Raw genomic sequence first — 16,424 nt, 5'->3', positions numbered from 1 at the left:
GACGCTCTTCCGATCTCAGTATAATGGCATGGTCTACAGACCCTACATATTCTTGAATGGCGGTAGCTACAGGATGCGAACTTTGGCTTTCCAAAGCATTCACCATTTGTAGTATTTCGTTCGTTTCGTATGTAGATTGTATTTGAACATCCTCTACTTTGAAAACGCCTTCCGTCATGGTACCCGTTTTGTCCATGACCACATTTTGGATATTGGCCATGAGGTCTAGAAAATTACTTCCTTTAAAGAGGATACCGTTTTTGCTAGCAGCACCTATTCCTCCAAAATACCCTAAAGGAATACTGATGACTAAGGCACAGGGGCAGGAGATAACCAAAAACACCAAGGCCCTGTAAAGCCAGTCTTCAAAGACATAATCTGCTACAAAGAAATAGGGTATAAGGCAAATCAGAGTAGCGAGCAGCACCACTATGGGTGTATATATTTTAGCGAACTTTCGAATAAATAATTCTGTGGGAGCTTTTTGAGCAGTAGCGTTTTGGACCATTTCCAAAATTTTGCTCAGTTTACTATCGCTATAAGCAGCCATCACATGAACTTGAGCTACGGCATTTAGGTTTATCATGCCTGCCAAAACTGTTTCTCCTTTTCTTTTGGTATCTGGCTTGCTTTCTCCCGTTAGTGCCGCAGTATTGAAAGCCGCAGTGGCTGAAATTAATTCACCGTCTAATCCTAGTTTTTCACCTGGTTTTAGCTGAATGATATCTCCTATAGTGGCGTTTTCTGCTTTAATTTCTTTGGGTACACCATCCTTTATAACGGTGACTTGGTCTGGTCGCTGGTCTAAAAGCGTTTTGATATTCAATTTGGCTTTTTGTACCGCCATAGACTGGAAGATTTCGCCTATGGTATAAAACAACATCACCGCCACCGCTTCTGGGTATTCGCCAATGGCAAAAGCTCCGACGGTTGCAATGGTCATGAGCAGAAATTCAGAGAATACATCTCCTTTTATGATACTGTTTAAAGCGTCTTTAAAAACTGGAAAACCAACAGGAAGATAGGCCAACATGTACCAAGCTATTCTTAGCCAACCTGTAAACCATTCCTGCGGAAAGTAATTATCTAAGGCAATGGCGGCAACAAGGAGCACCAACGATATAATGGCTGGCAGAAATAACTTAAGCTTACTTTCTGAGTCGGGAGCATGCTCATGTTCAGCATGGAAAACGGGTTCATCTGTCGTACAGCAGCTGGCATCTTTATATTCTTCTTTCAATATCTTCTTTCTTTTGTTGGCTTTAAGATAAGTATAAACTAAATGAGAATGGGACGGTAGTCCTTGAGAATTAGGGTTTAAGCATGAAAGGGCAAAAAAATAAATTTATTTCACAGTAAATTTTACTTTTTCTTAATATTTCAAACTGTGTTAAATCTAAATTCTTGACTACATTTAAATTCTATCCAAAAGGTGTTTTTCTTTGAAAAAACGCGTGTTTTTGTCTCTATAATGAAATGAGAGCACAATTATTTCGTTTGAAAAGAAGAATCATAAATCATTTATAAATAAATATAAAAGCATGAAAAAAGTACTTTTTTTAACGGGCGATTACACCGAAGATTACGAAACTATGGTTCCATTTCAGATGCTAGAAATGGTCGGCTATGAGGTGCATACGGTTTGCCCAGATAAGAAAAAAGGTGATATAGTTAAAACCGCTATCCATGATTTTGAAGGAGACCAAACGTACTCAGAAAAGCCCGGTCATAACTTTGTTTTGAACTACAGTTTTGACGATGTTGACCTTACGCAGTATGATGGTTTTGTGATAGCCGGGGGTAGAGCACCAGAATATTTGAGGTTAAACGCCAAGGTCATAGATATGGTTAAATATTTTTTTAATGAGAATAAACCAGTGGCAGCTATATGTCATGGTATACAGATTTTGACGGCTGCAGATGTAGTAAGAGGAAGAAAACTAACGGCGTATCCGGCGGTAGGACCAGAGGTAACTATGGCTGGTGGCGAGTTTCAGTCGATAGCTGTAGATGGGGTTTATGTAGACGGAAATTTGGTAACTTCTCCAGCTTGGCCGGCACACCCAAGCTTCATCAGAGCGTTTTTGAAAATTATGGGAGCTACGGTTACTATTTAAATCTTCATACAAATACGAACAAAAGCGGCTTTAGGGGCCGATTTTGTTCGTACTTATAAGCTAGGTTTCTAGATGCCTACCAAACTTTGATTTGGATTTGATCATTAATGAGTTTACTGCAGCTCGAAATTCGTGAAACAGTGAGCTCAACACTGCAGATTCCAAAAGGCAAATCATGGCGATTTAATAGCGGCTAAAGACTAAAGTTGGTAATAAGGTAAAAAGTTGCCCAACCGAAAAAAGCTATTAATAAAATCCACAACCAACTGGGTATACTTTGTGGTGTTTCGCTTCCTTCTATGATAAACTTCTTTTGATTTCCCTTATCGTAAGCATTAATCATTAAGGGTACGGTGCCATCCACTACGGCGTTTTCTGAAATGCCTTCTACCGAAATAGCAGGTCCATTCCGAACAATAAACTTTATTTCACGTATGCCTTCTCTGCCCGCTGGCGATTTGCTAATTACCTTTAGTACATGCTCACCGTCGGTTAACTTTTTTGTATCCAATTCAAATTTCACCGGAGCGAATAGTTCGGCAATGGGCTGCCGGTCATCGTCAACAAACAGCGTTATTCTACTTTTATCTTCTTTCATCTTATGAGTTGCTTAAGATTGATTGTTTGATATGATCGAAGTTCTTTTCGCCTGGTTTGATGAGATATTTCAAGGAAAAAGCAAACGTCAATAAAGTGATGGCCGCAATAGAACCAATAATAAGCCAATCCCAATTACTCTGTGGGCCCGCTCCATGTGTGAATCCTTGTGTTATTTTGGGCTGCTGTTTTTCACAAACCGGACAAGCAAAAGTTATCATACTGTTAAATAATAATAGGCTTGATAAAAGTATAATTCTGAATTTACTTTTCATGTCTCCAAAAATTATTTGCTTGTGCGATTGTTTGAAATTCTACTGCAACCACTTGGGCAGAACCAATAAGCTGAGCAGTGTCTTCTGCATAGTTTGATCGCATTTGCTTGCGTTTTTCAGGGTCAGTCTGAATAGCAGCGATAGATTTTCGAGCCATTTTCATTGCCAAATCTCTTCCTTCTTGCGGTGTTTTGGTTATCAGACTTTCTAACCATATTTCTGTGTTTGCCATAATATTATTGAACTGTTATTTTAATGAAATCCATTATTTTTTTAACTTCCTCAGGACTTACGGTTTTAGCGTCATTACCCCAGCTTGTTTTTTCGTGATTGATGATAGTTGTTACTTCTTCAGGCGTTAAACCATTGTCTGTTCCTACAGCATTCATCACGGCATACTCTGTTCTGGCATCATAACCACGCATAATTATATCTACAAACAATTCTAGGTCGTCACCCAATACTATTGGGCTGCCTTTCAGCGGAGGAAAAGCACCTTTTAATCCTTCACCGTTTGCTTGGTGACAACTGGAACAGTTCTGAGTGTATAGCATTTCACCGTCGATTAAATTGACCGTATTGTCGCCATTTGAAGTTGGTTTCTCCGCTTTTTTGTAAAGAAAATCCAAAGGCACTTTTCCGTCAGGTAATGGTGTTTGTTTTAAGCTTTGCAAATACGTGACTAAGTGTATCGCTTCTTTAGTCGCTACAATTTTTCCCGATAAGCCCTTTCTGAATTTATCTGGAACAGTCACTTCAATGTCATCTTTTTCAAGGTTCTCTTTAGTTTCAAAAAGCCAAGGATAAGCTGGCATAATAGATTTTTCAATCACGGCTCTGGGTTGGTATAAATGCAATAGATTCCAAGCTAAACTTGGTTGCCTTGTGCCTATATTGGTTAAGTCAGGACCTGTTCTTTCTGTACCCATTAAGGTGGCTGTGTTTCTCCAAAAATCAGTTCGGGTAATTCCGGCATAATCCGCAGCAATCCCAGGTCTCTTGCCCCAAACCTTATCCATGTCTACATTTCGTACTTGTTGCGTATGACATGCCACGCAGCCATTGGCAATGAAACTTTGCTTTCCTAATCTAGCATCTTCGCTTAAAGGTTCATCATTGGGCAGTGGAGCATTATTGTTCTGATTATGATAAGCTGGCAGTATAGCAACCATAATAGTCAAGCCTATAAATAAGCCCAGTGCTGTTCCAAACAGTTTTTTATGATTATCGAAAAATTCCATTTTACTTATTTATTGCTTTGATTGTCAAATTCTTTTTTCGCTTTCAAAATCTCAGAAGGTGATTTTGGTATCACCATTTGTACTTTTGGTTTTACCATCACGTAAAAATTATAGGCAAATAAAATATGCGAAAGCCACATCAATGAACCTCCAATAGCTCGCCAGAGCCAGTAAGGAGCCATCAATGCTACACTATCAATAAATGGTTTTCCTGCTATCCACATTAAGCCCCTTAGTGTGGAGCCATACATTAATGGTATGGTGTAGAATAATAAACCTATTAATGCAAGCCAAAAATGAGCTCCAACGGTTATTTGTGGTGGTTCTTTACCGGTTAGTCGTGGGACTATAGTATATATAAAACCCCAGAGCATAAAGCAGATGATACCATACATGGTTAAATGCGAGTGAGCAACGGTAAAGTCTGTGAAGTGCCAGACCAAATTTGTAAATCGAAAGGCTTCTGCGGTGCCTTGTAAGGAACCAGTGAAGTAAAATATAATCCCAATCAAATAGAATGGAAGCGTATAACTACCAGATAGTTTATTCCAAGACCCTTTAAATGTCATCAGGAAGTTGGTAGTACCAGCCACCACTGGTATCACCATTCCCACACTGGCTACAATAGCAATGGTTTGCAACCACCAAGGGATGGCACTAAAGATAAAGTGATGAGTTCCAATGAGGGTATAAAAGAGGATTTGTGCCCAAAAGGCCAAAATACCTAAACTGTAGGAATAGATAGGTTTGTTTAATTGTTGTGGTAAAAAATAATACATCAAACCGAGGGTAAAAAGCATAAACCACATGCCTACGCCTTGATGCATGTAATAGCCTTGTACAATGGTTTCACCTAACCCTGACTGCCAACTTGGCCAATAGGCTACAATGGCAATAACCAATAAGAACATCATGGCGGAAATAATGTACCAGTTGGATACATAAATTTCTTTGGTGGTTCTATGGGCAATTGTCTTGAAGAAGTTTATTAAAGAAATGAATACGCCAATCCCAAATAATGCCATCACAGGCCATATGTATTCCCGGTATTCGCCGCCCGCATTGTTAATACCCGCCATGAGGAAAATACTCCCTATGATAACCGAAGCATTTATAAGAATAAGAGAACGATAGCCTGTTTTTATGCTTGAAATAGGAACGTTACAACTCTTGGAATAACATAATATGCCAAGCCCATCATTGCCAAAGAAGCCCAACCCCAAAAAACAGCGTTGGTATGAACAGGTCTAAGTCGGCCAAAACTTAGCCAACTAAAATGATCAACATCCGGAGCTACGAATTTTATGCCAAGATATTCTCCTACTGTTGTTCCAAATAATAACCAAAATGTAGCACAGCCTAAGTACCACAAAATGAGTTTGGTTAAATCGGGTTCAATGTTAGGGCGAGGTTGACTTTTTTTCTTTTGTTCGATAAAACTGAGCGATTCAGCTTCGCTTATATTGATAATTAATCCTTTGCTATCAATTGGTGTATTATCTCCTGCCAATTCATTATTTGAAAGAGCAAATTCAAGTTCCTTTTTACGTTGTTCCAGTTTTTCTACTTCTTCCGGACTTAATCCTACCAAGTAATCATTGAATTTCTTTAGTTCCTTTTCCTTAAGGTAAGAGGTAACGAAGGAAAAAGCTTTTATAATAACTATAATTGAAGCAGCTATTACGGGAATTGAAATGAGTATTAGCGTAATAATAATTCCAGATTCGCTAAGTATGTTTTTTGTTTCCATCTCTTATTTATATTGGATGAGTTTGTCCACTATTTGTTTGAATTTTTGTGGTTCTAAGTAGGTTAATCTCTCATCAAGTTCTTTTGTTTATGATCTACTGTAGCCAGTTAAATCAGCAAGAAACTTTGGCGGAGTTCAGTATGTTTTTTCGTAAAAGCCGCTGCAGAATTTCTGAAGCATTGACTCTTGAAAATTCCATAGCCACTGCCATTTTTATATACTCCCTTTTACTGTGCAAAAAAGATTGAAAGGCCATGTAAATAGCTATTCTATTGGGGTATTTAGTTGCCTTCAAAAACGTTTTCTTCGTTTGATAGCACAAATATAAGTGTTGAATTTCAATAGTGGATAAGTTTATCCATTAATGTTTTGATATAAATTTGAAAGAAAGTACCCATCGGGGCACTAGGGGAGCGTGCATTTCTTTTATATTAATTATCCAAGGATAATTAATGGTATTAAAGGGCTGCTAAGAAGTAGCTTAGAAATTTGCGGAGATGTATGAAGTCGTAAAAATCCTTTGCGGATATATTATTGGGCACACCCAAGTTTTATTCTAGGTTTTTTAAAATAGGGAATTTACGGTTACTATTTAAACCCGCTTTATGCATTAGAAAATCTCCCGATAGCTATCGGGACCGTAGCTAAATTGCTTCAAATCAGTTTACTTCGTCAAGCTCAGCACAGGCTACACCCATTTAAACTCAATCACCAGAACCTTTCGACAAAAAGCTTAGGGTAAACCGCTATGCTAATCTCGTTTAAAGCCTAATTTATTCCACTTTAACCACTCATCACAATTCTACAATGCATAAACCGGGTCAAATCTTCATACAAATACGAACAAAAGCGACCCATAAAGCCGCTTTTGTTTGTACTTGTAAACTAGGTTTCTAGATGCTTACCAAACCTTGATTTGGATTTGATCATTAATGCGTTTACTCCATCTTTCTGCGGCTTGAAATTCTCCATAAAGTTGGAGATTGTTTTCTCTGCTAAAAAACTCCCACTTTATCTCTTTACTGTTTTGATTTTCAGGTTTAAAACAAAGCTCTAATCTGTCAATCATCGGATAAGTTTCTTTATTTTTTGTGACAGTAATACTCGTATTAGCTACGCGGCATTGGTCTATTAGATTTAAATCTACAAAACCCTCTGTTACTTCACCATTGACCACTTTGTTAAAGAATACAAAACCTTTTTTATCGTCTATGGCTATTCCAAAATTGCCACAGAATTCATGATGAGTAATACGTCCTTCGTATTGACTGGCTATGTTTCTTAGCGATAACAGCTTCTGCTGCTCTTTTTTCTTTTTGCTTCTGCCCATTAACATAAATGGTATAACGCAGATGGCGGTACAGATAATACCGACTATGATAGTTCCTAAATCTAAGTCCATTTCTTAAGTTATTTATATAGTTTTTAGGGTATTGCGGTATGCAAAACCCAGAAATAAATTTTCAAATTGCCTTACGGCAGCCGATGACTTAAAAAATGAATTACCAGAAATAATGAAAGGGGAAAATGATGTCTGTTTTTCTATGACGTATTAGCAGATTTTTTGCAGATGACACGTATTGTGTGTATTTGCTTCTAAAAACCGCCTTGTGGATCTTTCCTAATATCCAAGGTCCGCTAAAAGAGTCTTTTAAATTAGGGTTTGGAAAATTCTGAGAAGAAGATAAGTTTCTTTGTGAAGATACAAAACCAGAGAAAAGGTCTGTAGAAACCGAAGTGATATGTTTTGCTTTTTCGGTGTTTTTAGAAAGGTAGGAAACGTTCGATGTACTAACACGGCCTACTGCAAAACAATAAACCGATACGAAGAGTAAAACGCTTAAATACTTCCCTATCCTTTTCACTTTGCAAATTTAATGCTTCAGAAACTATTCTCATATTCGTAAAGCATAATCTTTCGAATTACGATGTGTTTCTTAGTATTTTTTGTACATAAAGTACAAAGAATTGACTTTTATTAATTCCTTGTACTTTATCCATATCCTTTTAAACTGGTTAAGACATTGGAGAATAGTAATGAGTCTCTTTTGTTTTCATCCTGTACTCAGATAACGACAAAGTGATTTGGACAATACAGTAGGTCTTTAGTTTTTTGAGACCGTGGCCTAAACGAAGGGGAAAATGGCCTCAAATTAAAAATTTACCGACATAATTATAATAATAAAAAGAGAGCTGGGCGAGGGCTTCTCTGTATTTTTAACCAAGTAGGAAAGAGGCGTTAAAATTAATGTAAAGGTCGTTTTTTTACAATGCCACCTCTGGTGTCTTTTACGCTGTTCATCACCACAAAAGCATCGGGCTCTATTTTTTCTATTTCGGCATTAAGTTTGCCTATTTCCAATCTCGTGACCACGCTATAAATAATATCTACCGCCTCGCTTTCGCCTCGTTTACCAAAACCCCGCTTGCCATTATAGACTGTGACGCCGCGTCCCATGGTGTTTATGATCATTTGACGCATTTCCTCACTGTTGGTACAAATAATAGTTACGCCAATGTATTCTTCAATACCTTCCACCACAAAATCCAAAGTTTTGGAAGCTACCATATAGGTAATCATAGAATAAAGGGCCACTTCTACACCTAAAAAATAGGCCGCGGCAGCAAATATCATCACATTTATCATCAAGATAATGTCTCCTATGGTTGCTCCTATTTTCTTGCTTAAAAATATGGCGAGAACTTCTGTACCATCTATCACAGCTCCACCTCTCACCGCAAAGCCGATACCCGCTCCTAGGAAAAAACCACCAAAAACCGCTACCAGCAGGTTATCATTCGTGACGTTTGGAAAGGTAACTGTAACTAAACAAATGGATAGTCCGGTAATAGCGAGTATTGTTTTAATAGCAAACTGCTGTCCCATGATGATGTACCCTAGAATAATAAAGGGAACGTTTACACCAATAATCAAATAGTGTAAAGGAATGTCTGTAAGAGCGGAAATCAATAAAGAAATACCCGTGGCTCCACCATCAATGAAGTGGTTGGTTAAAAGAAATCCTTTAAATCCAAAAGCGGCTAAAAATATACCAATAGTAATAAGGATAAAGTCTTTTGTGTAACGTTTGGTGGTGATTAAGAAATTTCGGTAAGCTCTTGCTGGGTTATAATGGGCATAGGTTCTAGTTCCTCCAGGATTCCAACTTCTTAGTATAGTTCTGTTAATAATTCGTTTAAAAAACGGTATCATGGTTTAGCGGGCTTTTAAGGTTCTTTTGAACCAAAGATTTTTTAAATAATGTTGAATACACACCATTTTCATAAGTTAAACCGTGAATTTAGTCGAAAAGTTGCGGTGAGCGTAGGTTCATTTAGAAACATTTTTTTTGAAAAAAAAGCGTATTATCTTTTTCAAAGATGAGTTATCATTATTTGGTTGTTTCATTTGTCAAAATCATAAGCTAATACGCAAGTTTATTTTAGCGTAATAATGAATGTGTACGAATAAAGTGGGAGCCAATGAATTTAACTTAGCTTATATGCGTTTCTGTTCTACTGGCTCTCAAAAAATGAAAAGCAGAGCAGTCTGTGAAGGATGAAATCTGAAAATCTTATGAACCAATACAATATTTTTTTAGAAATGATATTATTGTATTGATAAAGAATTATGAGCACCCTTTTTGTATAAGATTTATGGATTTTGGAGTGATTCACGGAACTATTGAAAGTAGAAAATATGACAACTAAGAATAATTTTAATAAGCGATTATCGCTTTTAAATCGTTATTATAAAATAACCAAGTTCTATTCCTTTTTAAAAGATACCGCTGTAAAAGGAGGTATTGCTATAGCTATTTTTGTGTTGCTTTTGATAGGTCTTGAACTCTTTGTGCTTGATATTAATGCTCTTTTGAATAATATGGTGGAGACTTATTCTTCACAAGCCATCTTTCTTTTCTTCTTAGCGTCAGAAACTATTTTAGGGATTATTCCACCAGAAATTTTCATTGCTTGGGCTTCTAAATCTTCTCAACCGTGGTTGTTCTTATTTGTATTGGCCACAATGTCATATTTGGGAGGTGTCATCTCATATTTTATTGGTAACCGTCTTTTCCTAATTCCGGCAGTTAAAAACCATATTGAAAACAAGATTGCCAAGCATATCGTGAATTTACGTAAGTGGGGCGGTCTCTTTGTTTTGCTAGGTGCTATATCACCCATTCCACATTCATTGGTGAGTTTAGCTTCAGGTCTTATCAGATATGATTTTAAACAGTATTTGTTGTGGTCACTTTTTAGGTATACACGTTTTGCTATATACGCTTTGATTATTTTCCAAGTTTTGGATTAAACGCCACAAATCCATAAGATTTGGCCGCGTTTATCATGAATTATCCAATGGCGAAGCACTGTTTTTTTGGTGCTTCAAAAGTAGGTGAGATGTCATTTTACCAAAGTAGCTTCCAGCCCAATTTTTAGCCAATCAAAAGCTAGGCCTTTAACCCTCTTTATGCATTAGGCAATCTCCCGATTTTATCGGGACCATAGCTAAATTACTTCCCATCGGCAAGCTCAGGGTAACACAAATCAGTACACTTCGACAAGCTCAGTACAGGCGTTAACCCATTTAAAATTAACCACCTAAACCGCTATGCTAATTTCCTTTAATTGTCTGATTTATTGTACTTTAAAACTCATAACGATTCCCCAACGCATATTCCGGGTTTAACTTCAATTAATGAACTGGTCTATATAATTTGGTGCAAGTCCATCCAGTCCTTGAATGCGGTAAAGCAATCTAATAGCTTAACAGGGCTGGTGGTAAACATTTAGCCAGACATTGTGTTCTTCTAGGCGTGTTCTTCTAGGCGTGTTCTTCAAATTTCTTTATACAAGAATCTGGTTTTTAGAGGTACTTATGAGAGCCATCGCAGGAAGGCATTCTTTTAGAAAACCCACAGACACAGTCATTTAATCCTTTTCCGATTAAGATTCTGTCTATAACTTTTTCAATTCTAGATACTCGGGTGGCAGACTGTTTGGGAGAAGAAAAATGCATGTTATAGGCTCTTTGTCTTCCAGGTGTTAAGGCATTAAATGCCGTTTTTAAGGCCGAATTTTGGTCCAATATTTTGATGAGTTCATCTGGGAAAGTAAGGTCTTTACTTTCTTTTAAATCTATTTTTAAACCTGCTTTTTCTACCTCGATGGTCTCATAGATATAGGCTTTTAAGGTACTTTCTAGTTCAGTTATTTCCTGCACGCTGGTAAACTTAGCCATTCTAACAGATTGGGAGTTTTCGCCAGGTTTAACAAGAATGCCTGCTGCATCATTTAATAAGATACCTTTTAAAAAGCTAATGACACAATGTTCTTTAAAACCTCCCAAGATAATAACATTGGTGTTTTGGAAGGTGTAACAGGGCTGTTTCCATTTATATTCTTCGGTAAGGCCGCACTCGAGTACTATTACTCTTAGTTGCTGTAATTCCTTCTGCCATTTTTTAATTCTCCCAAAATAACCGTCAACCTCTGGATGCTTGTTGCTCATTTACCTTACCTGTAATTAGTGGAACATATACCTGTCTTGAATTTTGATAATGTATCGCACAGGCTTTCCTATTTGTGAATTAAAGATACATAACCACTTTTTAAATTCAATCAAAAAGTAAAACTGGATTTTTAATGGTCACATTACACTTAAGCTATAGCGGAATTTAAAATTAAGGGAAGACCATTTTTATAAAAAAGCATGTATCTATCTTTGGCACTTCAAAACTTAAATATCCTATATTTAAAATGACGTCATTAGAGGTAACAAAAGCATATTACGAGCATTTCAATAATAAAAATTGGAAAGGAATGCTTTCACTTTTACATCCAGAAGTAAGACATGAAGCCAACCAAGGAGGTGTACGAATTGGTGTAGAAAACTTCACAGAATTTCTTCAGCATATGGACGACTGCTATGAAGAAACCTTAAGTGATATGGTGTTTTTTTCAGAACCCAATAACAAGCGAGTGGCTGTGGAATTTGTTGTGAACGGCACCTATAAAAAAACGGATGCAGAGGGTCTGCCAGAAGCAAATAATCAGGAATATGTTTTACCAGCTGCGGCTTTTTTAGAATTGACCGATGGTAAAATATCACGTGTAACCACATATTATAACCTTCCACTTTGGATATCTTTAGTTTCTAAATAAATGGCAGAACTTCGTTTTGAAACAAAAAGAGGAGCAGAAATAGCTACTGTTCTTCACGATTTGGCAGCTTTAAGAATTGCGGTTTTTAAGGATTTTCCTTATTTATATGCGGGTTCATTGGCGTACGAGGAGTCCTATCTCCAGATTTATAATAATGCCCCTAATTCGTTCTTATTTGCCGTTTATGATGGCGAAAAAATGGTTGGAGCCACCACTTGCATTCCACTAGAAGACGAAACTGCAGAAGTTCAAGAACCATTTATTAAAGCAGGAATAAATCTTTCAAAAGTTTTGTATTTTGGCGAAAGTATTTTGCTCTCAGAATATAGGGGTTTTGGTTTGGGGAATCGTTTTTTTGAAGAGCGAGAGGCACATGCCCGAAGTTTTTCTCAATTTAAAAAGACCTGTTTCTGTGCGGTGCTTAGAGAAAAAAATCATCACCTCAGACCCAAAGATTATAAGCCTCTGGATGAATTTTGGAAAAAACGCGGTTATGAAAAACAGGCCCATTTAAAAAGTAATTTCGAATGGATGGATATCGGTGAAGACTGTGTCAGTATAAAGACCATGATATATTGGTCTAAAGAATTAAAAATTAGTCTCTAAAGAGCAAACATAACTCTTATCCGCCCAGTGAATAACATCAGTTAACATCAAATTATCCCCGTTTGATGATGTTTTATTTGTGAATCTTTACTGAATGAATTTCCATAAGAAACCCTTGTAGGCAGTGCATCGTTTTTAAGATTTTTTTGCAAGTAAGGTAGCTTGACTACTCCACTTATTTCGTTTTATCAGGCCAGTCCCAATTTATCAAGTCAGTGCTCCAAGCGATTCCATTAGATGCATTTTTATCAAAATCATCTTCAATTTACGTTTTAGGATCAGAACCATGAAAAAACATGATATACTTATTAAGTTCCTTTGATTTAACCCGCTTTATGCCTTAAAAAATCTCCCGATTTTATCGGGACCGTAGCTAAATTGCTTTCCATCGGGAAGCTCAGGGTAAACTGCTATGCTCATCTCGTTTAAATGCCTGATTTATTCCAATTAAAAACTCATTACGATTCTCCAATGCATAAATCGGGTTTTAATTGACCTTGTGAAATATTAAAAAACTGGATTTGACCATTAATATGAACAAACCCAGTTTTCTAAGGTTTAAATCGGGTTAAACAAAGGCCTCGTGTTTGTTTCTATTAAATAACCAGAAGATAATGGGGAAAACCATGAGCGTTAAAACGGTGGCGGTAATTAGCCCGCCTATAATAACAATGGCTAGCGGCTTCTGAGATTCTGAGCCTATTCCTGTGCTTATGGCGGCAGGTAAAAGGCCAATGGATGCCATGAGGGCGGTCATCACTACTGGTCTGGTTCTTACTTTTACGGCTTCTTTAATGGCACTTTCTAAACTCAAATTGAGCCTAACATTATTATGAAACTCTGAAATAAGGATAACGCCATTTTGTATACAAATTCCAAAAAGAGCTATAAAGCCAACACCACCAGAAATGCCAAAGTTGGTTCTGGTGACATGCAGAGCTATAATACCACCAATAATGGCAAAAGGCACGTTAGTAAGCACTAGAAGAGAATCTTTGACATTCCCAAACATAATAAAGAGCAAAACGAATATTCCCACCAAACTAATGGGCACCATCTGTCCCAATGTGCCAGTGGCACGAACCTGATTTTCAAATTCTCCTGTCCAGCCAATGCTATAGCCTTGTGGTAAATCAATTTTACTTTCCACACTCTTTTGTGCTTCTTTAATGGTACTGCCTAAATCTCTATCTCTAACAGAAAATTTGACACCAATAAAACGCTTGGTATTATCTCTATAAATAAACGCAGGGCCTGTTATTTTCTGAATAGATGCAATCTCTTTTAAAGGAATTTTATTCCCTTGAATGGTAGAGACTTTGAGGTTACTGATATCATCCTCATTTTTTCTATACTCTTTCAGATAACGAACCCGAATGTCAAACTTTTTCTCGCCTTCATATTTTTGGGTTGCAGTTTTTCCTCCAAATGCCATTTCTAAAACAGCCTGAGCCTCAGACACTTTAACGCCATAGGCCGCCATTTTTTCTCTATCTAGAATTACACTTACTTCTGGCTGTCCTAAATTTCTTAAAATCCCTACGTCCTTTATTCCATCCACATTTTCTATCTGTTTAATAACTTTATTGGCTATTTCATCAAGCTTTTCCAGGTCATCGCCATAAATTTTAACGGCATTAGAAGCGTTTATGCCAGCTACACTTTCAGCCACATTGTCTATGATAGGTTGAGAATAATTATAACCAATACCCTGATAAATAGAAAGGGAGTCGTCCATTTCTCGTACCAAATCATCCATAGAGATTTTTCTTTCCCATTCGTCTTTATGTTTCAGGTTCACCTGCATCTGCACATAATAAAATCCACTAGGGTCTGTGCCGTCATTACTTCTGCCAACCTGACTCAGCACACCATTTACTTCTGGGAATTTTTGTAGTTCCTGTCTTAAAGAGGCTGTTTTTTGTACCGTTTCTGTAAGGCTTTGGCTCATAGGAAATTTGGCTTCTACCCATAATGCTCCTTCATTGAGCTGGGGTAAAAATTCAGTTCCTAAAAACTTAGCGGAAAATAAGACTACTGCTATAAAAGCAAATGATATCCCTAAAGTCTTACGCTTATGTTTAAACGTCCACGAGAACCCTTTTTCTACGAGATTATTCCAGAAGTTTACGAAAGGGTTATTTTTTTCGACCACATTTTTATTAAGGAAAATATGGCAAAGAACGGGTACCAGTGTTAAAGTTAAAATTAAGGCACCTAATAAAGCAAAGCCCAAAGTGTATGCTAAGGGCGAAAACATTTTACCTTCTACTTTCTGAAAGGCAAAAATGGGTAGGAGAGCGGTAATAATAATGAGTTTTGAAAAGAAAATGGCCTTCCCTAGTTCTGTTCCAGTCTTTTTTATGACACTCCCAATGGCCAATTTATTATATGCCGCCATCCCTTTTTTGAGGGCAATATGGTCTAGTGTAACAAATATACCTTCCACCATCACAACTGCTCCGTCAATGATAATACCAAAGTCTACCGCACCTAGAGAGAGGAGATTAGCACTCATTCCTTTCAGCTTTAGACATAAAAAAGCAAACAAAAGCGACAGTGGAATAATGATGGATACAGTAACGGTGGTTCGCCAGTCTGCCATAAACAGAAATACAATTAAAGTCACGAACACAATACCTTCTAGCATATTATGCATGACGGTAGTGGTAGTATAATTCATGAGGTTGTCGCGGTCGTAAAAGGTTTCCATTTTTACGTCCTTAGGCAAAATGTGCTCGTTGAGTTCCGTTATTTTTTCTTTCACTCTGGCAAGCACCTCTTTAGGGTTCTCTCCTTTACGCATGACCACAATCCCTTCCACTACATCGTCGTTATCATTCAGACCGACCTGCCCAACTCGTGGCATGGAGCTTTCAATAACGGTGGCTAGGTTTTTTACCAATATGGGGTTACCGCCTGCTACATCCACTATAATGTTTTCAATATCTGGGATACTACTTAATAAACCCACACCTCTTACCACATAGGCTTGTCCATTTTTCTCAATGACATCGCCACCAACATTAATATTACTTTGGTTTACAGCCTCATAAATTTGTAAAGGCGTAATATTATATTTTGCCAACCTGTTGGGATCCACACTTACATCATAGGTCTTTTCTTGGCCACCAAATGCGACCAAATCTGCTACTCCGGATACGGAACGTAGCTGTCTATCTATTACCCAATTTTGAATGGTAAGGAGTTCTCGGGAATCTCTAGTATCACTTTTTAAGGTATACCTGAATACTTCTCCAGTGGGGCCGTAAGGCGGCTGAACATCTGGAATCACCTCGTCTGGGAGGGAAACGTTTCGCAATAAGTTATTGACCTGCTGTCTTGCGAAAAAATCATCTACACCATCTTCAAAAATGATTTTGATAACCGAAAGTCCAAACATAGTAATGCTTCGAACGCTTGTTTTTTTCTGAACCGAGTTCATCGCTATTTCCACCGGTGTGGTGACAAAGCGTTCTATTTCCTCGGCACTTCTACCATTCCATTCTGTTACAATAATAATCTGGGTGTTGGTAACATCAGGAAACGCCTCAATTGGCATATTTCTGAATGCTACAATACCAGAAATTATGAGTACGCCTACCCAAAAGAAAGTAAACGGCTTATTCTTTAAAGAAAAAGCAATGATGTTTTTTATGAATTTGTTCAT

The 16,424-nt window shown here is 37.4% G+C and carries 16 protein-coding genes; 4 read left to right on the top strand and 12 right to left on the bottom strand.

Going from position 1 to position 16,424, the window contains the following annotated elements; genetic code table 11:
- Positions 1-1,240, bottom strand: a 1,240-nt coding sequence (locus ACTBZY_RS18035; RefSeq protein ID WP_463047754.1) for an HAD-IC family P-type ATPase, incomplete at its 3' end; no start/stop codon positions are given.
- A gap of 301 nt (positions 1,241-1,541) precedes the next feature.
- Here ACTBZY_RS18035 and ACTBZY_RS18030 point away from each other — a divergent pair.
- Positions 1,542-2,117, top strand: coding sequence for a DJ-1/PfpI family protein (locus ACTBZY_RS18030; protein WP_463047753.1), 576 nt, complete (start codon positions 1,542-1,544; stop codon positions 2,115-2,117).
- 193 nt (positions 2,118-2,310) lie between these two features.
- Here ACTBZY_RS18030 and ACTBZY_RS18025 read toward each other — a convergent pair whose 3' ends face one another.
- From ACTBZY_RS18025 to ACTBZY_RS17985, 9 genes are all read right to left on the bottom strand, one after another.
- Positions 2,311-2,715: a cytochrome C gene (locus ACTBZY_RS18025; protein WP_463047752.1), complete on the bottom strand. Its 405-nt coding sequence runs from the start codon at positions 2,713-2,715 to the stop codon at positions 2,311-2,313.
- A gap of 1 nt (position 2,716) precedes the next feature.
- Complete coding sequence (locus tag ACTBZY_RS18020) at positions 2,717-2,989, bottom strand: hypothetical protein (protein WP_463047751.1); 273 nt, start codon at positions 2,987-2,989, stop codon at positions 2,717-2,719.
- Positions 2,979-3,221: a hexameric tyrosine-coordinated heme protein gene (locus ACTBZY_RS18015; protein WP_463047750.1), complete on the bottom strand. Its 243-nt coding sequence runs from the start codon at positions 3,219-3,221 to the stop codon at positions 2,979-2,981. The genes ACTBZY_RS18020 and ACTBZY_RS18015 overlap by 11 nt, the downstream gene beginning before the upstream one ends.
- Before the next feature lie 4 nt (positions 3,222-3,225).
- On the bottom strand, positions 3,226-4,230 hold the full coding sequence (locus tag ACTBZY_RS18010) for a cbb3-type cytochrome c oxidase subunit II (RefSeq protein ID WP_463047749.1): 1,005 nt from the start codon (positions 4,228-4,230) through the stop codon (positions 3,226-3,228).
- Positions 4,231-4,235: 5 nt separating this feature from the next.
- On the bottom strand, positions 4,236-5,309 hold the full coding sequence (locus ACTBZY_RS18005; RefSeq protein ID WP_463047748.1) for a cbb3-type cytochrome c oxidase subunit I: 1,074 nt from the start codon (positions 5,307-5,309) through the stop codon (positions 4,236-4,238).
- 62 nt (positions 5,310-5,371) lie between these two features.
- Positions 5,372-5,980, bottom strand: coding sequence for a cbb3-type cytochrome c oxidase subunit I (locus ACTBZY_RS18000; RefSeq protein ID WP_463047747.1), 609 nt, complete (start codon positions 5,978-5,980; stop codon positions 5,372-5,374).
- Between the two features lie 901 nt (positions 5,981-6,881).
- Positions 6,882-7,382 (bottom strand): hypothetical protein, encoded by a 501-nt coding sequence (locus tag ACTBZY_RS17995; protein WP_463047746.1) that lies wholly within the window; start codon positions 7,380-7,382, stop codon positions 6,882-6,884.
- 100 nt (positions 7,383-7,482) lie between these two features.
- Positions 7,483-7,845, bottom strand: a complete 363-nt coding sequence (locus ACTBZY_RS17990) for a hypothetical protein (protein WP_463047745.1) — start codon at positions 7,843-7,845, stop codon at positions 7,483-7,485.
- A 380-nt stretch (positions 7,846-8,225) separates the two neighbouring features.
- Entirely contained in the window at positions 8,226-9,194 is a 969-nt protein-coding gene (locus ACTBZY_RS17985) for a YitT family protein (RefSeq protein ID WP_463047744.1), read from the bottom strand.
- A 486-nt stretch (positions 9,195-9,680) separates the two neighbouring features.
- On the opposite strand from ACTBZY_RS17985, the gene ACTBZY_RS17980 reads away from it, so the two are divergent.
- The gene (locus tag ACTBZY_RS17980; RefSeq protein WP_463047743.1) at positions 9,681-10,295 is read left to right on the top strand and encodes a YqaA family protein; all 615 of its coding nucleotides are present in this window, start codon (positions 9,681-9,683) and stop codon (positions 10,293-10,295) included.
- A gap of 555 nt (positions 10,296-10,850) precedes the next feature.
- Here ACTBZY_RS17980 and ACTBZY_RS17975 read toward each other — a convergent pair.
- Positions 10,851-11,495: a YdeI/OmpD-associated family protein gene (locus ACTBZY_RS17975; RefSeq protein WP_463047742.1), complete on the bottom strand. Its 645-nt coding sequence runs from the start codon at positions 11,493-11,495 to the stop codon at positions 10,851-10,853.
- A 248-nt stretch (positions 11,496-11,743) separates the two neighbouring features.
- On the opposite strand from ACTBZY_RS17975, the gene ACTBZY_RS17970 reads away from it, so the two are divergent.
- Both ACTBZY_RS17970 and ACTBZY_RS17965 read left to right on the top strand, forming a co-directional pair.
- On the top strand, positions 11,744-12,148 hold the full coding sequence (locus ACTBZY_RS17970) for a nuclear transport factor 2 family protein (RefSeq protein ID WP_463047741.1): 405 nt from the start codon (positions 11,744-11,746) through the stop codon (positions 12,146-12,148).
- Complete coding sequence (locus tag ACTBZY_RS17965) at positions 12,149-12,754, top strand: GNAT family N-acetyltransferase (RefSeq protein ID WP_463047740.1); 606 nt, start codon at positions 12,149-12,151, stop codon at positions 12,752-12,754.
- A gap of 568 nt (positions 12,755-13,322) precedes the next feature.
- Here the strand turns inward: ACTBZY_RS17965 and ACTBZY_RS17960 are convergent.
- Positions 13,323-16,424 carry an efflux RND transporter permease subunit gene (locus ACTBZY_RS17960; protein ID WP_463047739.1) on the bottom strand — a complete coding sequence of 1,034 codons (3,102 nt, stop codon included), beginning with the start codon at positions 16,422-16,424 and terminating at the stop codon, positions 13,323-13,325.

It is taken from the genome of Arcticibacterium sp., assembly GCF_055134445.1.
The sequence above is the reverse complement of the archived record's forward strand: the minus strand, read 5'-3'. Positions and strand labels throughout refer to the sequence as shown.